The organism is Pseudomonas sp. E1BtOHC1 (assembly GCF_058744285.1).
In genome coordinates, this window is sequence record NZ_CP196023.1 from 5048303 (window position 1) to 5072956 (window position 24654).

The 24654-nt window shown below is 65.4% G+C and carries 18 protein-coding genes; 4 read left to right on the plus strand and 14 right to left on the minus strand.

Annotated features, from left to right (window positions below; translation table 11 throughout):
- Position 1: 1 nt before the first annotated feature.
- Positions 2-1180 (minus strand): acetyl-CoA acetyltransferase, encoded by a 1179-nt coding sequence (locus ACSSVC_RS22645; RefSeq protein ID WP_346635336.1) that lies wholly within the window; start codon positions 1178-1180, stop codon positions 2-4.
- A gap of 145 nt (positions 1181-1325) precedes the next feature.
- Between ACSSVC_RS22645 and ACSSVC_RS22650 the strand changes: the two genes are divergently transcribed.
- Positions 1326-1898, plus strand: a complete 573-nt coding sequence (locus ACSSVC_RS22650) for a LuxR C-terminal-related transcriptional regulator (protein ID WP_404937201.1) — start codon at positions 1326-1328, stop codon at positions 1896-1898.
- Here the strand turns inward: ACSSVC_RS22650 and ACSSVC_RS22655 are convergent.
- The 7 genes from ACSSVC_RS22655 to ACSSVC_RS22685 form a co-directional block, all read right to left on the minus strand.
- Entirely contained in the window at positions 1891-2421 is a 531-nt protein-coding gene (locus ACSSVC_RS22655) for a hypothetical protein (protein WP_404937202.1), read from the minus strand. The two genes, ACSSVC_RS22650 and ACSSVC_RS22655, sit on opposite strands and share 8 nt — an antisense overlap.
- A gap of 85 nt (positions 2422-2506) precedes the next feature.
- Positions 2507-3019 (minus strand): hypothetical protein, encoded by a 513-nt coding sequence (locus ACSSVC_RS22660; protein WP_404937203.1) that lies wholly within the window; start codon positions 3017-3019, stop codon positions 2507-2509.
- Between the two features lie 81 nt (positions 3020-3100).
- The gene (locus tag ACSSVC_RS22665) at positions 3101-4075 is read right to left on the minus strand and encodes a cyclase family protein (RefSeq protein ID WP_110653276.1); all 975 of its coding nucleotides are present in this window, start codon (positions 4073-4075) and stop codon (positions 3101-3103) included.
- A gap of 56 nt (positions 4076-4131) precedes the next feature.
- Positions 4132-4890 carry an SDR family oxidoreductase gene (locus ACSSVC_RS22670; RefSeq protein ID WP_346635332.1) on the minus strand — a complete coding sequence of 253 codons (759 nt, stop codon included), beginning with the start codon at positions 4888-4890 and terminating at the stop codon, positions 4132-4134.
- A 48-nt stretch (positions 4891-4938) separates the two neighbouring features.
- On the minus strand, positions 4939-6387 hold the full coding sequence (locus ACSSVC_RS22675; RefSeq protein ID WP_346635331.1) for an aldehyde dehydrogenase family protein: 1449 nt from the start codon (positions 6385-6387) through the stop codon (positions 4939-4941).
- A gap of 4 nt (positions 6388-6391) precedes the next feature.
- Complete coding sequence (locus ACSSVC_RS22680; RefSeq protein ID WP_346635330.1) at positions 6392-7504, minus strand: tartrate dehydrogenase; 1113 nt, start codon at positions 7502-7504, stop codon at positions 6392-6394.
- A gap of 161 nt (positions 7505-7665) precedes the next feature.
- Positions 7666-8568, minus strand: a complete 903-nt coding sequence (locus tag ACSSVC_RS22685; protein WP_346635329.1) for a LysR family transcriptional regulator — start codon at positions 8566-8568, stop codon at positions 7666-7668.
- 262 nt (positions 8569-8830) lie between these two features.
- Between ACSSVC_RS22685 and ACSSVC_RS22690 the strand changes: the two genes are divergently transcribed.
- The 3 genes from ACSSVC_RS22690 to ACSSVC_RS22700 all read left to right on the plus strand — a co-directional run bounded on the left by ACSSVC_RS22690 (position 8831) and on the right by ACSSVC_RS22700 (position 14452).
- Entirely contained in the window at positions 8831-10588 is a 1758-nt protein-coding gene (locus tag ACSSVC_RS22690; RefSeq protein ID WP_492611414.1) for a flavin monoamine oxidase family protein, read from the plus strand.
- The gene (locus ACSSVC_RS22695; RefSeq protein ID WP_492611415.1) at positions 10575-12305 is read left to right on the plus strand and encodes a thiamine pyrophosphate-binding protein; all 1731 of its coding nucleotides are present in this window, start codon (positions 10575-10577) and stop codon (positions 12303-12305) included. Before ACSSVC_RS22690 ends, ACSSVC_RS22695 begins: the two co-directional genes overlap by 14 nt.
- Positions 12306-12427: 122 nt before the next feature.
- A complete protein-coding gene (locus ACSSVC_RS22700; RefSeq protein ID WP_492611416.1) occupies positions 12428-14452 on the plus strand; it encodes a hypothetical protein in 2025 nt (674 codons plus the stop codon).
- A gap of 73 nt (positions 14453-14525) precedes the next feature.
- Here the strand turns inward: ACSSVC_RS22700 and ACSSVC_RS22705 are convergent, their stop codons facing one another.
- The 6 genes from ACSSVC_RS22705 to cobN all read right to left on the minus strand — a co-directional run bounded on the left by ACSSVC_RS22705 (position 14526) and on the right by cobN (position 24653).
- Entirely contained in the window at positions 14526-15263 is a 738-nt protein-coding gene (locus ACSSVC_RS22705; protein ID WP_346635325.1) for a copper chaperone, read from the minus strand.
- 5 nt (positions 15264-15268) lie between these two features.
- On the minus strand, positions 15269-16843 hold the full coding sequence (locus ACSSVC_RS22710) for a tyrosinase family protein (protein ID WP_492611417.1): 1575 nt from the start codon (positions 16841-16843) through the stop codon (positions 15269-15271).
- A gap of 133 nt (positions 16844-16976) precedes the next feature.
- Positions 16977-18623, minus strand: coding sequence for a phospholipase D-like domain-containing protein (locus tag ACSSVC_RS22715; RefSeq protein ID WP_346635323.1), 1647 nt, complete (start codon positions 18621-18623; stop codon positions 16977-16979).
- Positions 18624-19092: 469 nt separating this feature from the next.
- On the minus strand, positions 19093-19698 hold the full coding sequence (locus ACSSVC_RS22720) for a vWA domain-containing protein (protein WP_346635380.1): 606 nt from the start codon (positions 19696-19698) through the stop codon (positions 19093-19095).
- Positions 19699-19751: 53 nt separating this feature from the next.
- Positions 19752-20759, minus strand: coding sequence for a magnesium chelatase ATPase subunit I (locus ACSSVC_RS22725; RefSeq protein ID WP_492611418.1), 1008 nt, complete (start codon positions 20757-20759; stop codon positions 19752-19754).
- Positions 20760-20879: 120 nt separating this feature from the next.
- A complete protein-coding gene (gene cobN / locus ACSSVC_RS22730) occupies positions 20880-24653 on the minus strand; it encodes a cobaltochelatase subunit CobN (protein WP_492611419.1) in 3774 nt (1257 codons plus the stop codon).
- Position 24654 lies beyond the last annotated feature (1 nt).

Here is a 24654-nt window from a genome sequence, read left to right on the forward strand (position 1 = left end):
CTCAGGCCCTGACCGCTTGCAGGACCGAGGCGTAGTTGGCCACGGCCATTCCGCCCATGTTGAACAGCAAGCCGAATTCGGCACGGGGCACGCCGAGGCCAATCGGTTCGCCGATCAATTGGCGAAAGCCCAGGGCATGCATCGAGACCCCGGTGGCGCCCACCGGGTGGCCCTTGGCCTTGAGTCCACCGGACAGGTTCACCGGCAAACGACCGCCCTGGCGCACGATGCCCTCATCCAGCGCCCGATGGCCTTGGCCCCTGGGCGCCAGGCCCATGGCCTCGTAGATCAACAGCTCGGCGATGGTGAAACAGTCGTGGACCTCGGCGAAGTTCATGTCCCCCAGGCTCACCCCGGCCTCGCGCAAGGCGCCGTGAATGGCCCGCTGCGGACCGTCGAAGGCCAGGATGTCGCGGCTGGCCATCGGCAGCAGGTCATTGACCTGGCTCAGGGCGCGGATCGCCACCTCGCGCCGGAACGAACGGGCGCGCTGCGGTGACGCCAGAATAATGGCCGCCGCGCCGTCACTGATCAGCGAGCAGTCGGTGAGGCGCAGCGACGGCGCGATCAGCGGATTGCTCTGGGAAACATTGTTGCAATGCTCGAAGTCCATCGGCCGGTGCATCTGCGCCAACGGGTTGGCCATGGCATTGGCGTGGTTCTTCACCGCAATCGCCGCCATCGAGGCCAGCGGGCTGTGGTAGCGCTCGGTGTACTGCTGCGCGACCCGGGCAAACAGCTGCGCAAAGCTCAGGCCGGCCTCCTGGGGATCGTTCTGGTAACCGGCCCCGGCCAGCGCTTGGGTGACTTCGGCGGTGGAGTTGCCGGTCATCTTTTCCGCCCCCACCACCAGCACCAGTTCGGCGGCGCCGCTGCGGATCGCGTTGACCCCGGCCTGGATCGCTGCCGAGCCCGAGGCGCAGGCGTTCTCGCAGCGGGTCGCCGGTTTGAAGCGCAGTTGCGGGTCGGCCTGCAGCATCAGTGAGGCAGCAAAGCCGTCCGGCACCAGGCCTGAGTTGAAGTGCCCGAGGAACAGGGCGTCGATCTCGGCCGCGTCAATCGCGGCATCCGCCAGGGCTTCACGAGTGACCTGGACAATCAGGTCCTCAAGGGTCGAGCCCTGCAGACGACCGAAAGGCGTGTGGGCAGCAGCAACAATGGATACGGAAGCATGGGTCATAGTGATTTTCTTCTGTGCTTGAAGCGGGCATTCCATACAATGGCGAGCGCCGAAATCAGACGCTAGTTGGGGCAACTACGTACAGCAGTAAGTAGTGCCTGCCCAGCTAGAGCGGCGCACCAACCCCCACGAGGCAGGATGCCCAATGACCGTACATGCCCAGCAGCTCCAGGACCTCGAGCGCCTGGCTTTCCAGGTTTCACCCGCACCGCAGTTGATCACTGGGCATCGGCGCATGCTCGATTGCAACCAGGCCTTCCTGCACCTGTTCGGCTATGAGCGCGAGCAGCTGCTGGATCACCTGACCCTGTTGCTGTATCCCTCCCAGGCCGATTACCAGAGCATTGGCGAACGCAGCGAACACTGGCTGCGCAACGGCCAAGGCGCTTCCTATACCGACGAACGCTTCATGCAGCACCGCGATGGTGAGGTGTTCTGGGCCCGGGCCCACGGCTTTTCCCTGACCCCGGACGACCCGTTCGGGCTGATGATCTGGCACTTCGAACGCCTGGACCGGCGATTGGCGCCGACCGTGCGCCTGACCCCTCGCGAGCGGGAAATCTCCCTGCACATCGTCAACGGCCTGACCTGCAAGGAAGTGGCGCGCAAACTGGCGATTTCCCACCGCACCGTGGAAGTCCATCGCGCCCGGCTGATGAAGAAGCTCCAGGCCAAGAACAGCGCGGAGCTGGTGTCGAAGATCATCTACATCAGCTAGGCGTTTGCTCCAGCACCTCGCTGGCGCTCAGCCGCAGCAACTTCAGGGGCCCGATCGTCCCGCCCTCCAGGCTGCCGCCCTGGTTCAGCACCTTATTCGCCGCGTTCATCTCGGCGCTGTGTTGAGTCACGCTGACAAAGGTGCTGTGCGGCAACTCCTCGCTCCAGCCCTCTTCGAGCGTGTTGTAGGCCAGCATCAGCGCAGCGGTGAAATAGTGCTGGCTGGAAACCGGGATTTTCACCTCCTGGTCATTGTCGTCGTAGGCGATGAAGTGACCGACGAAGGACTCCACCCCCAGGCGCTTGAGCAGCGGCCAGCTCAGGGCCGAGGGCACAAAGGCGTTGAGCTTCTCGGCGACGATGGCCGAGTAGCCACGCGCCTGGAGCATCTGGACGATTTCGTCTTCGCTGGCCTTGGGGTGGGCGCCCATCACTTGCAGGGCTTCGACCACGGCCTGGTGGGCGGTCTGGTGATCAGGGTATTGGGCGCAGTGCGCGCAGTTTGGCGGGCAGGTATCGGTCACGGGAGGCGAAGGTCCATATCGGTCTCGAAAAAAGTGCCGCAGGGTAACCCCATAACCTGCGGCCCGCCAGTGTCGAGCCGGGCGTTTACTCAAGCGCCGCCTTGGCATCCAGACGCAGCAGTTGCACGGGCTCCAGGGTGGACCCCTGCAAGGACTCCCCGGCATACAGCGCCTCGTTGGCCATGGCCATTTCGGCGCTGCGGCCAGCCACCATTTCGTAGGTCTTGCGCGGCAGCACCTTGCTCCAGCCGTTTTCAAAGGTGTCGTATGCCAGGGTCAGCGCGGCGGTGAAGTAGTGCTGGCCGGCCACCGGAACCCGGACCTCCTCGCCCTCCTCATCCAGGGCGATGAAGTGGTTGGGCAGGTGTTTCACCCCCAGGCGCTTGAGCACGATCCAGGCCAGGGCCGATGGCACGAAGGCGTTGAGTTTTTCCGCGGCGATGGCCGAGTAGCCACGCTCCTGCAGCAGTTGGACGATGTCGTCCTCGCTGGCCTCGGGGTGGTCGGCCATCAACTCCAGGGTATCGAGTACGCCCTGATGGGCATTGGCGTGATCCAGGCAGCAGCTGCAGTCCGGCGAGTGCGAATCGTCATGCATGATCGGTCGATGATCCCTATCGGTCTTGGTGAGGGGGCGCAGGATAAACCCTGCGCCCGCCTCTCCACCAGCAAGCGCCGGCTACTTGATGACGATGGGGTTCACCGGTGCCCCGCTGCCGCCGACGATCTTCAACGGCGCGGCGGTGTAGAGGAAGGTCCACTGGCCGTCGGCGGCGCAATCCTCGGCCAGGTCTTCGAGCAGCACGATCTCGGTGAAGGCGATCCCCAGGTTGCGCATCAGCGCGCAGTGCAGCGGAATCTGCACCCCGGACACCGGGTCGGTGATCACTTCGTTGGCAATGGTGTCGGTCACCAGATTGGGGATTTCCATCTGGTTGAACCAGTCCACCAGTTCGCGACTGTAGGTCAGCCCCGGCTCCACCAGATCCTTGAAGAACTCGGTCTTGCCGTACTCGTAGAAGGCACCCATGGAGCCGGTACGGATGATCAGGATGTCGCGCTTCTCGATGGCCACGCCCTGGGCCTTGGCGGCGGCCAGCAGGTCCAGGTGATTGAAGGTCTCGCCGCGCCCCAGGTACTTCTTGCCGCGGTGGCGGGCCATGTCGATCAGTACCGCGCGGCCTACCACGCCACGCTCGGCAATCGGCAGCACGCTGGCCTTGGCCATGCCGCCAACGGTGCTGCTGGCGTCGTAGCCGTTCCACAGCTGGTTGTCGTACCAGGCGTGGCCCAGGGCGTCGTACTGGGTCGAGCCCTGCAGCTGCATGAAGATCACGTCGTCGCAGTACTCGGCACCGCCGGTCATGGACGGCTGCTTGCCGGCCTGATAGTGGCTGCGGTCCAGGGTGTTGAAGCGCATCGAGGGGTTGCGCGCCGGCCACATCGGGTCGCCGCCGGGGTGGCCGATCTGCACTTGCAGGGTGAAGGTCTTGCCCTGGCGCACGGCGGCCACGCCCCGTAGCACTTCGGCCTGTTGCAGGTAGTTGAGGGCACCCACCTCGTCGTCCGGGCCCCACTTGCCCCAGTTCTTGGGCAGGCCTTCAAGCAGTTGCTTGGTATTGGGGTGGCTAGTGTTGTTATCGATCCCACACATGTCGACTGCACTCCGTAGCTGGGTTTGGATTTAGCCAAAGGGCTTTCTACAGATCATCAGACGCAGCGTCCACCATCCACTTCCAGGCAGGTGCCGGTGATAAAGGCCGCCTCATCGGAGGCCAGGTACAGACAGGCGTTGGCCACGTCCTGAGGGGTGGAGAAACGTCCCAGGGGAATGCTGGCCATGAATTTCTGGCGGTTTTCCGGGGTGTCCGGCACGCCCATGAACTCACTGAGCAGGGCCGTGGCGCCGACCACCGGATTGACGCAATTGACGCGAATGTTGTCCGGCCCGAGCTCGGCGGCCATGGTCTTGCTCATCACCACCACCGCGCCCTTGCTGCCGTTGTACCAGACCAGCCCCGGGCGCGGCCGGATCGCCGCGGTGGAGGCGATATTGATGAACACCCCGCCGCCCTGGCCGCGAAAATGCGGCACGAAGTGCTTGGCGCTGAGGTAGATGCTTTTCACGTTGACCGCAAACACCCGGTCGAACTCGGCCTCGTCCACTTCCAGCATCGGCCGGTTGCGGTGGGTGGTGCCGGCGTTGTTGACCACGATGTCCAGGCCGCCGTATTGCTCCAGGGTATTGCGCAGCAGGTCGCCAACGCTGGCGTCCTGGGCCACGTTGACCTCGATGAAGTGGGCCTGGCCGCCAGCGGCGCGGATCTGGTCCACCACCCGCTGGCCGCCCGTGGCGTTCATGTCGGCGACGATGACCCGGGCGCCCTGCTGGGCGAAAGTCTTGGCGATACCTTCACCAAAGCCGGAACCGGCGCCGGTGACGATGGCAGTCTTGTTGGCTAGACGCATGGGAGTGACTCCTGTTTTTGTTGTTATGGGCCGCCGTCGTGGCGGCCCTCAGTCGTGACGAATGGCAATGGTCTTCAAGGTGGTGAAACCCAGCAGCGCCTCGAAGCCCTTCTCCCGGCCATAACCGCTGGCCTTGACCCCGCCGAAGGGCAGTTCGACACCGCCTCCGGCGCCGTAGTTGTTGATGAACACCTGGCCGCAACGCAGCTTGTGGGCCATGCGCAACTGCCGCGCACCGTCTCGGGTCCAGACCCCGGCCACCAGGCCGAAGGCGCTGTCATTGGCCAGGCGGATGGCGTCGGCCTCATCCTCGAAGGGCATCACCGCCAGCACCGGGCCGAACACTTCCTCTCGGGCCAGACGGCTGTCTGGCGGTACATCGCGAAACAGCACCGCCTCCTGGAAGTAGCCGCCGCTGCCGGCCTCGGCCACCACCTGCCCGCGCGCCGCCACCGGGATGCCGGCGGCTTCGGCCTCACGGACGAATTCGCGCACCTGGCGCAGCTGCTTCTGATTGATCAGCGGGCCCAGGTCCAGGTCCAGCTCCGAGGGCCCGGCACGTAGTTGGCCAAAGCACTGGGCCAGGCGCTCCAGCAGCGGTTCGTAGAGGCTGCGTTGCACCAGTAGGCGGCTGCCGGCAGAACAGGTCTGGCCGCTGTTCTGCACAATGGCGTTGATCAGTACCGGCAGCGCCCGCTCCACATCGGCGTCGGCAAACACGATCTGCGGCGACTTGCCCCCCAGCTCCAGGGTCACCGGGCAATGGCGCTCGGCGGCGGCCTTGGCCACCAGGGCGCCGGTGCCGGTGGAACCGGTGAAGGAGATATGCGCGACGCCAGGATGGGCGCACAACGCCGCGCCGGCTTCGTGGCCATAGCCGCTGACCACGTTGATCGTGCCTGCCGGAAAACCGACCTTGGCCGCCAGTTCCGCCAGCCGCAGCAGCGACAGGCTGGCGTCCTCGGCGGGTTTGACCACACAGGCGTTGCCCGCCGCCAGAGCGGCGCCGACGCTGCGGCCGAAGATCTGCATCGGGTAGTTCCAGGGAATGATGTGCCCGGTGACGCCGTGGGGCTCGCGCACGGTGAGCACGGTGTAGCCAGCCTGATAGGGCAAGGTGTCGCCGTGGAGTTTGTCGGCGGCCCCGGCGTAGTACTCGAAGTAGCGCGCGAGGGCCGTGACGTCGGCCCGGGCCACCTTCAGCGCCTTGCCGGTGTCACGGGCCTCGATCTGCGCCAGCTCTTCATGGTGCTCCAGCACCGCCTGGCCTAGACGCGCCAGCAGGCGCCCACGTTCCAGTGCCGAAAGGCTGCCCCAGGGTCCATCGAAGTTGTCCCCCAGGGCCCGCTGCGCGGCCTGCACCGCCAGGTCGATGTCCTCGGCAGTGCCGCGGGCGATGCGCGCGTAGCTGATGCCGGTGCTGGGGTCGAGTACCGGAATGTCCTCGGCCCAGGACGAGGCTTGCCATTGGTTGTCGATGTAGTGTTCCAGACTCATCAGCTCAGCTCCTGTTTCCAGCCAGACATTCGGCAATCGCCCTACCCACTTCCACGGTGCTGGCGTTGCCGCCCATTTCCCGGGTGCGCGGGCCTTCGGCGAGCACCGTCTCGATGCTTCCGACAATCGCCGCCGCGGCCCGTTGGTAGAGCTCGTCGCCCTGCCCCAGGTGTTCGATCATCAGGGCCGCCGACCAGATCTGGCCGATCGGGTTGGCCACCCCGAGACCGGCGATGTCCGGCGCCGAACCGTGCACCGGCTCGAACAGCGAAGGGTACAGACGCTCCGGATTGAGGTTGGCCGAGGGTGCAATGCCGATGGTCCCGGTACAGGCCGGACCCAGGTCGGAAAGGATGTCGCCAAACAGATTGGAAGCCACCACCACATCGAACCAGTCCGGGTGCTGGACGAAGTGCGCGCAGAGAATGTCGATGTGGAACTTGCGGGTATCGACCTGGGGATAGGCCTTGGCGAGTTGCTCCACCCGCTCGTCCCAGAACGGCATGGTGATAGCGATGCCATTGGACTTGGTGGCCGCCACCAGATTGCGCCGGGGTCGGCGGCTGGCCAGTTCAAAGGCGTACTTCACCACCCGGTCGACACCGTGACGGGAGAACACCGACTCCTGCAGGGCAATCTCCCGCGGGGTGCCCTCCCACATGCGGCCACCGACGCTGGAATATTCGCCTTCGGTGTTTTCCCGGACCACGATGAAATCGATGTCCCCCGGCACCCGTCCGGCCAGGGGGCACGGCACTCCGGGCATCAGGCGCACCGGACGGATATTCACGTATTGGTCGAACTGGCGGCGGATCTTCAGCAGCGAGTCCCAGACCGCAATATGGTCGGGGACGATGTCGGGGGCGCCGACGGCGCCGAAGAAGATCGCCTCGTGGTCGCCGATCTGCTCGGCCCAGTCCTCGGGCATCATGCTGCCGTGGACCTGGTAGTGCTCGCTGCACCAGTTGAAATGATCGAACTCAAGATCGATGCCGAAGCGCCGGCTGACGGCTTCCAGCACGCGCAGGCCTTCGGGCACCACTTCGCGGCCGATGCCGTCACCGGCGATCACGGCAATGCGGTGGCACGGTTTTACAGCGGAATTGATCCTGGACAAGCCGTATCTCCTGGTCTGACGTGTTGTTGTTATTGAGGCAGGTCAAGCGCAAGGGCGAGCCCATTCTGGGCACGGGGAAGCACCCAGGGGAATTGCTCATTGTGGAAACCGCCTTCGCAAAATTCGAAGGCTCGCGGCGCCAGCCAGCCAGGGGCGCGCGACTAGGGCGGCGGCGCTCCGCTCTGGTCGCAGTCAGCCAGGTAGTCGAACAGCTCGCGGCTGGCCAGGGACGGTTGCTCCAGACGTCGGCACAGGAACATCTGACGATCGGCCCAGGGGTCGTCGATTTCGATAAAACGCAAGGCCATCTCCTTGCGAAAGATCTGCACCGCGCCCTGGGGCAACACCCCCACGCCCTGCCCGGCAGCGATCAGCCGGCACACCGCCTCGAAGCTGCGCACCTGCACCCGCAGGCGCAGAGGCATGCTCACCGCAGCCGCTGCCTCGGTGATCAACGGGGTGATGGCGGCGTTGTCCTCCAGGCCGACGAAGTCGTAGCCCAACAGGTCCTGGAAACGCGCATGGCTCATCTTGAACGGGTGATCCTGGGGCACGATCAGGCACAGACGGTCGCGGCAATAGGGCTTGAAGTACAGGTCCCGGGCCTGGGGCAAGGTGGTAACGATGCCCACATCGGCGATGCCGTCGCGCACCGCCAGGAGAATCTCGCGGCTGCGCTCCTCGCGGATGTCCACGCGAATCCCCGGGTGCAGGTCGCTCCACTGGGTCAATTGCCGGGGCAGTTCCTGGCTCATCGCCGAGCTGTTGGCGTACAGGCTGACCCGGCCGGTGGCGCCCTTGGCAAAGTCGGCCAGGTCAGCGTGCATCACATCCACCGCCCGCAGGATGCTCCGGGCATGTTCGGCCAGGGCCTGCCCGGCCGCGGTCGGCTGCACCCCGGTGGAGGTGCGAGTCAGCAGCGCCACCTTGAAGTGCTGCTCCAGCAGCGACAGACGCCGGCTGGCGGCCGACAGCGACAGGTGCGACTGCTCGGCAGCCCGAGACAGGTTGCCCAGGGTCAGGGCCTTGAGAAACAGCTCGATGGAAGTCAGGTCCGGAGACATGGCGGAGTCCTTGTGCGCAGTCCGTGAAAACTACGCAGTTGGCGCGGCCCTGTCCAACGCTGCAGCGACGGTTCAAGCCCCCTCGGAGAGGGCCCCGCCGGCCAGCGCCAGCAGCCTCGAATATTGTCCGACAATAATCTTCAAAGCCCCGTACACACGGGCCGAAACACGCACTAATGGCAAACTGGCATTTCGCCAAAACTGGACAATACTAGGTCGCGACGGACCTCCCTGTCCGCCTTCCAGCGAAAAGGACTTCAGCATGAAACCTCAAGAACTCGAACTCGATGTCGCGGTGGTCGGTGGGGGCGTGTCCGGCACCTACAGCGCCTGGCGCCTGCAGCATGAACAAGGTGAAAAACTGCGTGTCGGCCTGTTCGAATATGGCGACCGCATCGGCGGCCGGCTGTTCAGCATCAACCTGCCGGGGCTGCCCAACGTGGTCGCGGAAGTCGGCGGCATGCGCTATATCCCCGGCCCCACCGGCCATGTGCTGGTGGACAGCCTGGTCAAGCAGTTACGCCTGCCAAGCCAGAAATTCCCCATGGGCGCGCCGCCCCCAGTGGGCTCGCTGAACAACCTGTTCTACCTGCGGGGCAAGCGCTTCCGGTATCGCGACTTCAAGGAAGCGCCACACAAGATCCCCTACGACCTGGCCTGGTCCGAACGTGGTTTCGGCCCCGAGGACCTGCAAGTCAAGGTGATGAACTACGTCTACCCGGGCTTCGACCAGCTCAGCCTGTGCCAGCAGATGCAGGTCAAGGTGTTCGGCAAGGAGATCTGGCGCTACGGCTTCTGGGACCTGCTGTACCGGGTCATGAGCAATGAGGGCTACCAGTTCATGAAGGACGCCGGCGGCTACGACGCCAACGTCGCCAACGCCAGCGCGGTCACCCAGCTGCCCGCCACCGAATACAGCGACGACACCGAGTTTCTGACCCTGACCAAGGGTTTCCAGAGCCTGCCCCTGACCTTGGAGGCCAAGTTCCGCAAGCTGCCAGGGATCTTGCCCGGCGCCCAACGGGTGCAGATGAACCAGCGCCTGGTGCAGATCAGCTACGCCAAGGACCGCGACTTCCCCTATCGCCTGCATTTCCAGAGCACCGTCACCGAGCAGGGCAGCACCCGGGACGTCGGCGGCAGCCAGGTAGTCAAGGCGAAGCAGATCATCCTGGCCATGCCTCGTCGCGCCCTGGAGCTGATCGATGCGCCGCTGTTCGACGATCCCTGGCTCAAGGAAAACCTCGGCTCGGTGCTGATGCAGTCGGCGTTCAAGCTGTTTCTGGCCTACGAACAGCCCTGGTGGCGCAGCCTCGGGCTGGTGGCCGGACGCTCGGTCACCGACCTGCCGGTGCGCCAGGTCTACTACATGGGCACCGAGTGCGAACAGCCCGGCGGCCAGCCGAACCTCAACTCGTTGCTGATGGCCTCCTACAACGACATCGGCACCGTGCCTTTCTGGAAAGGCCTTGAAGGCGGTGCGCCCTTTGTCGGCCATGTGCCCTCCAGCCTCGCCGGGCAACTGCAAGCCGCGGCAGTGGTGCCCAGGAGCGAGTTCCAGGTCAGCGACGAAATGGTCCGGGTGGCGCAGATGCAAGTCACTCAACTGCATGATCAGGTGGAGCTGCCACGCCCCTATTCGGCGGTCTACCACGCCTGGGACGCCGATCCCTACGGCGGCGGCTGGCACGAATGGAAGGCCAACTACCGGATCGACCAGATCCTGTGCCGCATGCGCAAGCCGGTGGCCGACCAGCAGATCCATATCGTCGGCGAGGCCTACTCCATGGGCCAGGGCTGGGTGGAAGGCGCGCTGACCGTGGCCGAGTCGACCCTGCAGGACTTCTTTGGCCTCAAGCGCCCCAACTGGCTGCCCAAGGACTATGCCCTGCTGCCGGTGCCGACCCCGGACGGCTGCACCCTGCCCGGCGACCAGCCGCTGCCCTGCCAGGACTGCGCCAAGACCCTGGACAGCGTCACCCAGTTCGCCTACGAGGGGATCGCCCATGACCAGCAATGACAATTTCAGCGTCGCCGACTACCTGCTGACCCGCCTGCAGCAACTGGGCCTGACCAAGGTATTCCAGGTGCCGGGGGACTACGTCTCGCACTTCATGTCGGCCCTGGACGACTTCGACGGCATCGACGCGGTGGGCGAGATCAACGAGATGGCAGCCGCCTACGCGGCCGACGGCTATGCCCGTTACACCGGGATCGGCGCGGTATCGCTGCAATACAGCGTCGGCACCTTCAGTGCCCTGAATGCCATTGCCGGCGCCTATGTCGAACGCAATCCGCTGGTGCTGATCAGCGCCAGCCCGTCGGCGCAGAACCGCAACCTGATCTGGTCCCAGGATGTGCTGTTCCACCACTCCACCGGTGATCTGGACGTGGGCCGCAAGGTCTTCGAGCCGGTGACCGTGGCCAGCCTGATCCTTGACGACAGCCTGCGCGCGCCGGCGCTGATCGATGAGGCGCTGGTCAAGGCCATCAGCGAGCGCCGGCCGATCTACCTGGAGGCCTGGCAGAACGTCTGGGGCGAACCTTGCCCGCGCCCTCAGGGCGAACTGCAACCGCTGCCCACCCGCTGCGACGAGGACTCGATGCGCGCCGCCATCGAGGCCAGCCTGCTGCGCCTGGGCAGCGCTCGCTCGCCGCTGATCATGCTGGGCATCGAAGTGGCCCGCTACGGCCTGCAGGAGCAGGTAATGCGCCTGATCGAGGCCAGCGGCCTGCCCTTCACCACCAGCCTGGAAGCCAAGACCGTGGTCGACGAAAGTCACCCGCAGTTCATCGGCACCTGCGCCGGCACCGCTTCGCGCCTGTGGACCCAGGCCTTCATGCAGGACGTGGACTGCATCCTCGCCCTGGGGGTGATCTTCACCGACGACTACCTGCAACTGCTGAACAAGGACTTCAGCCGGATCATCCTGGTCAACAGCCAACTGGCCCGCACGGGCCTGCAGTACTACCCCCACATACCGCTGCCGGACTATGTGCAACGGCTGCTGGGGGCCATGGGCCTGGACAGCGACTACCCTCTGCGCAACCAGGTTCCTGAACCCGCGCGCCCGCCGCTGCTGCAACAGGGCGCAGCCGACGATGCCCTGGGCTACGACCTGTTCCTGGAGATCCTCGACGGTTTTGCCCGGCAACAGAATCTGTGGCCGAGCAGCAGCCTGATCCTCGGTGAAAGCTCGGCCCTGTATGCCGCCAGCAACCTCAACGGCCTACCTCGGGACAGCTTTGTCGCCGATGCCATCTGGGGTTCCCTGGGCCACGAAACCGGCTGCGCCCTGGGGGTGGCCATGGGTAGCGGTCGGCGGCCGATCGTGGTGGCCGGCGACGGCGGCTTCATGATGATCTGCCAGTCGCTGTCGACCCTGGCACGCAACCGGATCAACGCCCTGGTGTTCGTCATGAGCAACGAGGTCTACGCCATCGAACAGGCTTTCGTCGACATTAACGCCTTCGAACCCGGCGGCCAGTTCGCCCCGTTCGACACCCTGCCAAGCTGGGACTACCTGGCCCTGGCCAAGGGTTTCGGCGCCGAGGGGTTCAAGGTCTCGACCCGGGCCGGGCTGGAACAGTTGCTGCCGCAGCTGCTGCAGATCAAGGACCGCCCGGCGCTGATCCAGGTGGTGATTCCCCGGCAGGACCTGGCACCGCAGATCAAGCGCCTGGCCAAGCCGGACGGCCCGTTGTTCGTCGCCCGCCACAGCCACGACAACGACTGAACCCCGGCGGTTGTCATTGCCCCTCCACTGTAGGAGCCGGCTTGCCGGCGAACAGGTCGCTAAGACCGCCTGCGCCGGCAAGCCGGCTCCTACCGAGCATGTCCTCTTAGGAGCAACACAGCATGGACGTTCCCTTCCTGCGCTCGACCCTCGCCGCCGGCCTGCTGCTGGCCAGCGCCAGCGCCCTGGCCCACACCATGAACCACGGCAGTGATGAACACAGTGGCGGCTTCACCCCGGTGCCGCCGGACACGCCCTACCTGCAAGTGCTGCACAAATGCGTCAGCCCCCAGGACACCGAGGGCGACCAACTGCTCTCGGGCCTGGGCGGCACCCGTTACCCCCTGGTCAGTCTCAAGCAGCCGGAGCAGGTCCAGGCCTTCTACAGCCAGGGCATGGCCCTGCAATACGGCTTCAATTTCTCGGCAGCGATCCGCGCCTTCTACCAGGCCAGCCGCTTCGACGAAGACTCGGCCATGCCCTATTGGGGCATCGCGCTGTCGGCCAACTCCAACATCAACAGTGTCGCCACCACCGGTTGCAACCAGTTGGCCTACCGCTCGGTTCAGATCGCCCTGGAGCACGCCAGCGCCCGGCTCAAGGACAGCGTCGCACAAGCCGCCTTCAGCCAGCGTCAGTTGCAGCGCGAGGTGGACTACGCCAAGGCACTGCTGAGCCTGTATAGCGAAAAGGACGGCCAGGTCAGCCTCGGCGATGAGGGCAACAAGCGCTACGCCGACGCCATGAAAACCCTGTCGGAAAACTACTTTGACGACCTCGATGCCGCGACCCTGTACGCCGACGCCTTGCTCAGCCGCGACCCGTGGAAATGGTGGGACGGCACCGAGGCCGTATCCAATCAGGTCAAGCCGACCGACGCCGCCTACGAGGCCCTGCAAGTGCTCAACCGGGTACTGGTCCAGGACCAGCAGCACACCGGGGCCAATCACTTCTACATCCACGCCATCGAAGAATCACCGTTCCCCGACAGCGGCCTGCCCATGGCCAATCGCTTTCGCGACCAGAACCCGGCCATCGGCCATCTGGTGCACATGGCCTCGCACATCTACCAGCGCACCGGCAACAACAACCTGGCCAGCGTGGCCAACTACACCGCAGTCTCGGTGGACCGCGCCTATGCCCATCAGGTCCAGCCGCAAAGCCCCTATGCCTTGCACTACCTGGGGCACAACATTCACTTCCTGACCTGGACCCTGTCCATCGAAGGCCGGCAGAACGAATCCCTGAACATGGCCGAGGAACTGGTGGAGAACACCACCCGCTACTCGGCCGTGCCCTTCCTTTGCCAGCAGTACCCCGAAGAGCTCAAGACCAAGACCGACTACTTCTACGCGGTGCCCTACTACTTCGCCGTGCGCTTCGAGGACTGGGACGCCCTGGCACGGATCGAACCGAAGATCGACGCCGGCCTGGCCAGCATCAACCAGGCTTGCCGCGAGGCGAACCAGGGAACGGACAAGCCCTGGCAAGACTTGACCAAGCCCTACACCCAACTGATGAAAGCCTATGCCCTGGCGTACCGGCAACTGAGCGCCCAGAACCTGAACCAGGACCAGGCCCGTGATGCCCTCAAGGGTTTCTGGCAGGCCGTCGCCACCTCGCCCCAGCCCCTGACCGGCAAGGACGCCCTGCAATATGGCAACAATCCGGCGCTGCAGCTGCTGCGCATCGCCAACCTGATCCTGCTCGACCGCGCCCAGACCGGTGCTGCCGGCCCACTGGATCTGGCAGCCCTCAAAAACCTCGGCAACCAGGTATTCAACAACGCTAAAGAGGGCCTCAACGCTGACCTGCAGGCCCTGACGGGCGATGCCGGCCAGCAGCAGATTGCCGCCTGGCGCAAGGCGGTGGAGGTGCAAGACGCCCTGGCCTACAACGAGCCGCCGGACTGGTACTACACCCTGCGCGAGTCCCTGGGTTATGCCTTGCTGGCGCAGAAACGCTATGCCGAGGCGGAACAGGTGTTCCGTGAGGATCTGGCGGGCAACCGCCTCAGCGGCCGCTCCCTCAACGGCCTGAAGCTGAGCCTGGAAAACCAGCCCGGCAAGCCGGTCCCGGCGTTGCTCGAGGAGCAACTGCAAACCGCCTGGCGCAATGCCACGGTGAGCCCGGCGCCGCGGTTGTAGGCCTTAGGCAAAGGCTACCAGGGGCGGGATCGCAATCGCGGGCGCCCCGCCCCTGGGCAACCTCAGGCAACGACTAGGACAGACCCCGCGGATGCCGCGGCCAGGGCCAGTACCAGCGCAAGACCCGAGGCCGCAACAGGCGTTCGTAGAGCATCCACAGCATGCCCAGCAGCATCAGCGCCACATGCCCCTGTTCCAGCAGCACCGGCAACAGCATCAGCGGCCAGCAGGAACCTACGCACCAAGCCCCGGCGGACAGGCCAAAACCCAGGCAGTCCCTCAGGTAGCCCAGGCCAAAGGCACTGATCCGCGGCTGCCGGTGGCACTGGTTCAGGCAATGTTGCTTGAACGGCGAGGCCTGCCAGGCCAGGCACAGCAGCAACACGGCGAAAAAACCCTGCCACGCACTCAGGCCAAACCACACCCGAACCGCCACCACCAGCCCCATCAGCACCACGCCTGCCAGGCTCCAGACCGCACCGAAGCCCAGCACGAACAGGGCAACGCCCTGCCAACGCTTGCGCCGCAAACTACGGTGCCAGACGTAGAGCAAGGGTTGCACCAACAGCAGTGGCAGCATGGCAAGCAGCATCAGCCACCAGCCCAGCAACAGTTGCTGCGGTGGATTGAACAGCAACGCCTGCTCGATGCCCTGCCAGCCCAGGGCATAACCGGCCAATGGCAGGCTGCCGCAAAACGCCGGAATCGACAGCATCGCCGTCGACCCCAGCAACCACCCCCAGCCCACCAGGCTGGTCAGCAGCAACCAGGGCCGCGGGTTCTGGCCCGAAGGTCGCAGCCCGCGTAGCACGCCCCTCAACCGCCCAGCCGGGTAAGGCTGACCCGCGCCACCGTGATCTGGTTCTCGGCCAGCACTGCCGCCCTGGACACCAGGCGGATATTCAGCTGATCCGCCGAGGTGATACCCCCCAGGTGCAGGGCATCGATGATATCGGTGATCTCAAACACCTCGGTGATGCCGTGCCCGCCATGCTCACGGTCGGTACGACTGGCCTGGCTCACGCCGAACAGCGACAAGACGCCGGCGCGCAACTCCGGATGCTGGCTTGGGTCGGCATCGGGCGGCAGGTTGACATAGACCTCCAGCAGCACCGCATCGCAGTTGCCACGAATGTTTTCCAGATTGAGGAAGACCCGGTCCGGCGGCGTGAAGCTGGCCGCGAACAGGTTCGACTTCAGGCTGTTGAACATTTGCTGCGTGACCTGCTTGTCCAACTGCACCGAGGTCTGCACCGAGTGCCCGACTATTTCCAGCGGTGCGCGATTGGCGCCTATCAGTTCTGTATCCGGTTCCTTGGCCATCAGTGCTCCGTTTGCGCTGAAGTTTTGCAGTTGATCGGCCTCCAGTCCCAGACGCTGCAAACGCAGGTGCAGCAGGTTGACCGGGCTCTTGGCGGCAGCGCTGGTGTCATAGCGATAGTTGAGCTTGGGCGCCAGGGTATCGAGCATCTCCACCACCTTGAACTTCCACGGCTCGCCGCTGACGGTGGGTACGATAAACGACCGGCTCAAGCTGTCGGGGGCGTTGTACCAGTCCGATTTGTCGGGGTTGCTGTGATCGGCGGAGCTGTCTAGCCAGACCTGCCACAAGCGGTCGATATTGGCATGGTGCAGCCAGAAGATCGGGTCCAGCGCGGCGGTATTGGGATAGCTCATCAGGCCACGAACCGTATACCGAGAACCGTCGGGTGCGGTTCGCACCTGGTCGTAGCCACCCACTTCGGTATGGACGATGTTGTGCGGGGACGACTCCAGGCCGCCGGGGACGCCGCTGTCAAGCGAGGAATCCGGCACGCCGCCAAACCCTGGCGGGGTGCCCCTGACATTGCCTTCGTACAGCGGATCATCCAGGCAGCCGAGACCGATCAGGCTGCCATCGAGCACCACGTTGCCGTCGCCCGAAAGGCCAAAGCGCTTTTCAACATACAGCGGGTTGGCCCCCTCATTGTTGGGCAGGGTCTTGGCGGCAAAGCACGCGGGCAGGTGCAGGGACTGCTGCCCCTCGTTGTAATTCCAGTAAGGCAGCGCCCAATCCTTGGGACCACCCAGCTGGACGACCACATCGCGGACGATCTGTTCGAAGGACGCCAGGTAACCGCGGTGCCAGGGCAGGAAGAACCAGTTGCCATGCTGGCACTGGTCCCAGTACAGCAGCTGTTCCGCTTCGTTGGGCAGTGCCTCACCGGCCTTGAGGTAGCCGTCCATCCTCCACCACGACTCGGAGAACCCGTGAATTGCCGCGAGGAATCGCCAACTGGTGCGATCGGTGATCGGGCGCTGGCGCAGGACGCCCACCGCTCTGGCATACCACAACAGGGTCGGGTCCCAATCGCCGCTCAATTTCCCTACATCACGCCGTATATAAACCATGATTTATCTCCCTGAAAAGGCTCCGTTGCGGAGGGAGCGCTCGCTCCGCTGGCAACGCTAGATCAGGTGATATCAATTTGCCTGTTCCGGCCCCGTAAAAGCGGACCGGTGGCAGGCCGTTCGGCGGCTCGGTTCAGCGCCCGGAAAAACGCAGGCGCGACAGCTGGCGCAGGTCGCCGTCCAGGTAGTAGTCATTGCTCCAGCTGTCGTCCATCGCCAGGGGCTGGACCTGTTTCAGGGCCAACTGCCTGGCGAAATAGCGAAACCGGTAATGCTCGTAGAAACGCAGCAGTTCCAGGCCGTAGCGATCCGCCAGATCGGTGTCGCCACGGATGATCAGGAAGTTCTCGTCATTGCTCTGGCTGGCGCCGACGCTGAGGTTGTGGCTGCCGCTGATGATCACCGGGGCCTCGCTGGTGAAGTCGGTAACCAGCGCCTTGGTGTGCACCAGCAGGTTGCCCTTCTGGCCCTTGAGGCCCTCCTTGAGCCAGCCCTCGAGGCCATTGTTGAGCAAAGCGGTGGCGGCGAATTCGGCGGTGCGGTCGGCGTGGAAGCCGGTGATACGGCTGGCGGTGTTTTGCAGGCCATAACGCAGGACATCGTCGTGGGGCTGGCCGAGCAAGGCGTCGAGAATGCTGTCGGGCAAAGCGAAGGCGGTGACGAACAGCAGGTCGCGGCGGGCGCTGTTGATGATGTCGACGAACTCACTGAGATCGCCCTGACCGCTGCGCGGGGAAAAACCGGCGAACAGCGGTGCATCAGGCTGCATGGGATTGTTCTGGGTCAACCATTTGCGGGTGGCACCCACGTCCGTCGGCGCCTGCCAGATCTGCTCGAATACCTGCAAATAGCGCCCGGCAATGTCCGGGTGATCGAGGCTGTGCAGCACATTGGCCTGGCGGTAGACCCCGTTGGCGGTGAAGTTGGTGCTGCCGCAGAGCACCGCTTCGGGCTGACGCTGGCCGGCGGCGTCGAGGCGGCTGAGGACGATGAACTTGTCGTGGAAGATCGCGTGGGTCACCCGCCCGCGTTTACTGTCCTCGGGCAGGTGCTGCAGGCTGGCCTGGTTCTGCGTGGTGTCGTCGTCCCCGGGGCCGGCGTGGTACAGCACCCGCACCTGCACGCCACGGTCGAAGGCGGCGTTGACCGCGTCAATGACGGCCTGCAACTGGTACTCGTAGATGGCGATATCCAGGCTCCAGCTGGCATCCGTGGCGCGCTGGATAAACCCCAGAAGCTCCTCCAGCAAACCGTTTTCCAGCCATTGCCGGGGTGCGTCGGGCCAGGCCTCGATGGGCAGTTTCTTGTTGCTGCTGAGCAACCCATCCAGTTCGGGAAACTTGCGCGAGAAGGCCTGGCTGGCGGCCACGGCACGGTTGAAGATCACCCGTTGCCCCGGGGGCTGGCCGTTGTCGGCGGTGATACTCAGTTCCAGGGCCTCACCCAGTTGCAGTGCATCGGGACTGCCGTAGGCCAGGTGAACCCGATAGTTGAGGGTGGTGCCGGGACGGACCGCGTAGTCGGCCCAGCGAAATTTCTGCAGCGGCGCCTGATCGCTGGGGGTGGCGTTGTATTGGGGGAAGGTGTGGGGCTTGCCGGGGAAGGTCAGGCTATTGAACAGAAACAGCCAGGGCTTGCTGTCGACCTGTTTCTCGATGGCGAAGCCCAGCAGCCCCTTGCGCCGCGACGCATCCAGATCCATGGCCAGCAACACGCCGTTGGTCCCGGCATAGGCCTTGACCCGGAAATCGTCCTTATCGTTACGCACCAGTACCCGCATGGATTCACTCCTGTGAAAGACAGCGCAAAGCGTAGCCGTTCCCGCGATACCCAGGCACTAGGCCCCCGCAAGTCACGCATCGCCCCGACCGACGCCTTCGCTGGCAAGCCAGCTCCGACGGGGAGATGGGTATCCCTCGAACCGCCCCGCCCCCTGTAGGAGCCGGCTTGCCGGCGAAGAGGCCCGCAAGCCTTGCACCGTCCCGACCGACGCCTTCGCTGGCAAGCCAGCTCCTACGGGGGGATGTTTATCCCTCGAAACGCCCCGCCACCTGTAGGAGCCGGCTTGCCGGCGAATTGGCCCGCAAGCCTTGCACCGTCCCGACCGACGCCTTCGCTGGCAAGCCAGCTCCTACGGGGAGATGGGTATCCCTCGAACCGCCCCGCCCCCTGTAGGAGCCGGCTTGCCGGCGAAGAGGCCCGCAAGCCTTGCACCGCACCGGACGACGCCTTCGCTGGTAAGCCAGCTCCTACACGGGGGCGTCGAGGTGGCGGTAGTCGGCGTTGAGAAGCTGCGCCAGTTCCCGGGCGCGGCCCAGGCGGATCGGGCCGCGTTCGATGTCGAGCATCAAGGTCGGGCAGTTGAGGGGTATCTGGGCGGGTAGGGTTTTCAGCCGGCCATCGGTGATCAGCAGCACGCGCTGGCGCTCCGCCGGCAGGCGCCGCTGGCGCTGTTCCAGCCATTGGGCGGCCTCGGCCAACGCTTGTAGCAAGGGCGTGCCACCGCCAGCTCCGAGACCGTCGAGCCAGTGGCGCAGGTCCTTGGAGGCTTTCAGGCCCTGGACCTGCCAACGGGGCGCTTGGCCGCTGGCAGTGAGCAGGGCCAGGCGCGCACGCCGGCGGTAGGCGTCGTCGAACAGTTGCGCCAGCAGGCCCTTGGCGTCGCTGAGGGCCGAGTGCCGACGGGTCGAGGCCGAGGCGTCGACGATCACCAGCCACAGTTCATGGGGCGCGCGGCTGCGCAGGCGAAACAGCAGGTCTTGGCGCAGGCGCGGCCGGCCTTTGAGCAAGGTGCCGGGCCAGTTGATGGAACCGGCGCGGGCCTCGCGGCTTTTGCCTTGCCGGCCCTGATCCAGGTGCCCCGCCCGGGGCTTGGCATCCGCCCCCCGGTCAGTGCGGGGACGAATGCCTAGGGCTTTTTTGGCCAGCTGGGCACTTCACGACGGGCGCCGGTCGGCAGGGCCTGGGCCGGCATTTCGCCCCATTGGCCCTGGCCTTCGCTGGGCTGAGCGTTGTGTGATGCCGGTGCCTGGGGGCTTTGTCCTGATTGAGGCGCGTTGGGCGCAATCTCCCGGCGGCGGTGGCGCAAGGCGAACTCGGCCACCGCGTCGATATCCTCCTCGGCGATGGCGCTCGCACCGCGCCAGGCGGCGTGGGCTCGGGCGGCCCGCAACCACACCAGATCGGCACGCAGGCCGTCGACTCCTGCAGCAAAGCAACGCTCGGTGATCAACTCCAGGGACCGGTCATCGAGGGCGATGGCTGGCAGCAGGGCTCGGGCCTGCTGGCAACGCTCGCGCAACGCTGTTTGTGCCTCGGCCCATTGGCCGCAGAAGCCCTGGGGATCGCTGTCGAAATCCAGGCGCCGCCGGATGATCTGCCCGCGCTCCAGCGGCGCAGTCTGGCCACTGAGGGCGACGTTGAGGCCGAAGCGGTCCAGCAGTTGCGGACGCAGTTCGCCCTCTTCCGGGTTCATGGTGCCGATCAGCACGAATTTCGCCGAATGGCGATGGGAAATGCCGTCGCGCTCGATCAGGTTGGTGCCGCTGGCGGCCACGTCCAGCAGCAGGTCCACCAGGTGATCGGGCAGCAGGTTGACTTCATCGACATAGAGCACGCCGCCGTCCGCCTTGGCCAGAACCCCCGGGGAGAACTGCGCCCGGCCTTCACCCAGGGCGGCATCCAGGTCCAGGGTGCCCACTAGGCGCTCTTCGGTGGCGCCCAAGGGCAAGGTGACGAACTGCCCGCTGGCCAAGAGGTCGGCCAGGCCCCGGGCCAGGGTCGACTTGGCCATGCCCCGGGGGCCTTCGATCAGCACACCGCCGATCTTCGGGTCGATGGCGGTCAGGCACAGGGCCAGTTTCAGGGCGTCGGCGCCGACCACAGCGGACAGCGGAAAATGGGGGGTGTCGCTCATGTCGGGGTCTCGCTTGGGTCGGGTCAGGGGTGTCTGGGAGGACGCCTTCGCGAGCAAGCTCGCTCCTACAGGTAGGGCATTGCCGTTGTAGGAGCGAGCTTGCTCGCGATCTACGCCGAATCAGGAATCTTCTTCTATATCCAGCAGCAGGTTTTCCAGGGCTTCACGATAATCGCCGGGCTCTTGCCACAAGCCACGCTGCTGAGCCTCCAGCAGGCGCTCGGTCATGTCGCGCAGGGCGTGGGGATTATGCTGGCGAACGAACTCGCGGGTCGAGTCATCCAGCAGGTAGGCGTCCGCCAGCAAAGCGTATTGGTGATCGTCGATCAGCTCGGTGGTGGCGTCGAAGGCGAACAGGTTGTCCAGGGTCGCGGCCATTTCGAAGGCGCCCTTGTAACCATGGCGCTTGACCCCTTCGATCCACTTCGGATTGGCCGCCCGCGAGCGGATCACCCGGTTCAGTTCTTCCTTGAGCGTGCGGATCTTCGGCAGGTCCGGCTGGCTGTGGTCGCCGTGGTAGCTGGCGGCCTTGGCGCCGCTGAGGCTTTCCACCGCCGCCAGCATGCCGCCCTGGAACTGGTAGTAGTCGTTGGAATCCAGTAGGTCGTGCTCGCGGTTGTCCTGATTCTGCAGCACCGCCTGTACTTGGCTCAGGCGGGAGGCGAACTGCTCACGGGCGGCAGTGCCTTCGTCGCTGCCGCCATAGGCGTAGCCGCCCCAGTTCAAGTAGACCTCGGCCAGGTCTTCGCGGCTCTGCCACAGGCGGCCGTCGATGGCCCCCTGGACCCCGGCGCCATAGGCCCCGGGCTTGGCGCCGAAGATCCGCCAGCCGGCCTGACGCGCGGCGGTGTCCTGATCCAGACCGGAGGCAATCAAGGCTGCGCGTTCAGCGCGGACTCTGGCCGCCAGCGGATTCATGTCATCGGGTTCGTCGAGGGCCGCCACCGCTTGCACCGCCGCGTCGAACAGGCGGATCAGGTTGGCGAAGGCGTCACGGAAGAACCCGGACACCCGCAGGGTTACGTCAACTCGGGGCCGGTCCAGCAGGCTCAGGGGCAGGATCTCGAAATCGTCGACCCGCTGGCTGCCGGTGGCCCACACTGGACGCACCCCCATCAGGGCCATGGCCTGGGCAATGTCGTCGCCGCCGGTGCGCATGGTGGCGGTGCCCCAGACCGACAGGCCCAACTGCAACAGGTGGTCGCCGTGGTCCTGCAGGTGGCGTTCGAGGATCAGGCTGGCTGACTGGAAACCGATGCGCCAGGCGGTGGTGGTGGGCAGGTTGCGCACGTCCACCGAATAGAAATTGCGCCCGGTGGGCAGCACGTCCAGACGGCCACGGCTCGGCGCACCGCTGGGGCCGGCGGGAACGAAGCGGCCGCTCAAGGCGTCCAGCAGGCCGCGCATTTCTGCGGGGCCGCAAGCGTCCAGGCGCGGGGCGACCACCTCGCGCAACGCCTCGATGATCACCTGCACCGGCTCCCAGCCCGCCTCGTCCAACTGCGCCACCGGGCCCTGGAGCGCGGCTTCGATCAAGGCTGCGGCATACAGCTCCAGGCGTTCGCGCACGTCACCCGCCGTGCGCCACAAGGCCTCGCTGAGCCGTTGCAACGGCTGCGGACGGCGCCCGGTCCAGGGCTCGGCCAGGGCGCAGTCCAGGGGATCGAAGCCCAGGCCGAAGGCCTTGGCCAAAGCTCGCAGCAAGCTGGCGTGGGCACCCTTGCCATCGCCCCGGGGAATGCGCAGCAAGGCCAGCAGGGTGTCGATGCGCAGTCGGCCGTCAGGGGATTCGCCGAACACATGCAGGCCATCGCGGATCTGCGATTCCTTGAGGTCGCACAGGTAAGTGTCCAGGCGCGGCAGCCAGATCGCCGCATCGGCGTCGCTGTCGAGCTGCTCGCCCAGTTGCAACTCGCGGTCGATGTGGGTCTCGCGCACCAGTTGCAGGATGTCCCGCTGCAGCTCCCGGGCACGACGTGGATCCAGCAGTTGGGCTTCGTAGTACTCGTCCGCCAGCAGCTCCAGATTACGCAGCGGGCCGTAGGTTTCGGCACGGGTCAGGGGCGGCATCAGGTGGTCGATGATCACCGCCTGGGTGCGGCGCTTGGCCTGGGCGCCCTCCCCCGGATCGTTGACGATAAACGGGTAGATGTTCGGCAGCGGGCCCAGCAGCGCATCCGGCCAGCAACTCTCCGAGAGGCCGACGCCCTTGCCCGGCAGCCATTCCAGGTTGCCGTGCTTGCCGACATGGATCAGCGCATGGGCGCCGTAGGTCTGGCGCAGCCAGAAGTAGAACGCCAGGTAGCCATGGGGCGGCACCAGATCCGGGTCGTGATAGACCGCGCTGGGGTCCACCTGATAACCCCGGGCCGGCTGGATGCCGACGAAGGTCAGGCCAAAGCGCAGGCCAGCGATCATCATCCGCCCGTCGCGGAACATCGGGTCTTGCTGCGGTGCACCCCAGCGCGCTAGCACGGCCTGACGATTGGCTTCCGGCAAGGCCTGGAACATCACCGCGTAATTGTCCAGGGCCAGACTTTGCTGACACGGGCGTTGGTCGAGGCTGTCCAGGTCGTTGCTGACCCCGCCCAGCAGTTGCCGGATCAGCTCGCTGCCGCTGGCGGGCAACTCGGCCGGCAGCGGGTAGCCTTCGGCGTGCAGGGCCTTGAGGATGTTCAGCGCGGCGGCCGGGGTGTCCAAGCCGACGCCGTTGCCAATACGACCATCCCGGGTCGGGTAGTTGGCCAGCACCAGGGCAATGCGCTTCTGGCCATTGTCCAGGCGTCCCAGCTCGACCCAGCGTCGAGCCAGTTCGGCGACAAAATCCATGCGCTCGGGCTGGCCGCGATAGCAGACCACATCCGACTGGCTGCGCTCGCTGCGCCAGGCCAGGTCCTTGAAACTGATGGGCCGGCTGATGATGCGCCCGTCCAGTTCCGGCAAGGCAATGTGCATGGCCAGGTCCCGCGGCCCCAGGCCCTGCTCGCTGTCACGCCAGCCGGGTTCGTTGTCCTGGGCGCAAATGGCCTGGATCACCGGAATATTGCGCCGGAACGGCCGCAGGTGCGGGGCTTCGGGGCTGGATTGGGCAAAGCCGGTGGTATTGAGGATCACCCCGGCCGCGGTTGCATCCAGCCAGTCTTCCACCTGGCTCAGGCAACCGACTTCCTTGAGGCTGGCCACGGCCATCGGCAAGGGGTTGAGCCCCGCCGCCTGCAGGCGCTGGCAGAACAGATCGATAAAACCGGTGTTGGCCGCCTGCAGGTGGGAACGGTAGAACAGCAGCGCCGCCACTGCTTGATCGGGCTGCCAATCGGCCTGCCAGTCGCTGAGGGTGGCCTGGCTTTTGTGTGGGTGATAGATCGCCGTGCGTGGCAGGGTCTGCGGTTCGCTCCAGGGGTAGTCGCGCCCCAGCAGACCGCTGGCCAGGCAACGATAGAAGTTCAAGGCGTTATCGCGGCCGCCCTGACGCAAGTATTGCCACAGGCGATCACGCTCGGTGGCCGGCACCGTGCTCAGGTCGCTGAGCTCCGGGTCCGGGCGATCGTCCCCCGGCACCAGGATCAACTGCACTCCGCGTCGGGACAGTTCCACCAGCCGTTCGACGCCGTAACGCCAGTAACCAATGCCGCCGTGCAGGGAAATCAGGATCACCTTGGCGTGGCGCAGCACTTCGTCCACATACAGGTCCACCGACGCATGGTTCTGCACCTGCATCGGGTTGGCCAGGCGAAAGCTGGGGTAGTCCTCGGGCAATTGCTCGGCAGCGTCCGCCAGCAGCGCCAGGCTGGAGTCGCCGCTGCACAGGATCACCAGCTCGGCGGGGGTCTGTCCAAGGTCGGCAATGTTGTCATCCGACACGAAACCGCCGGGCTGGGTCCTGAGCAGGTGCATG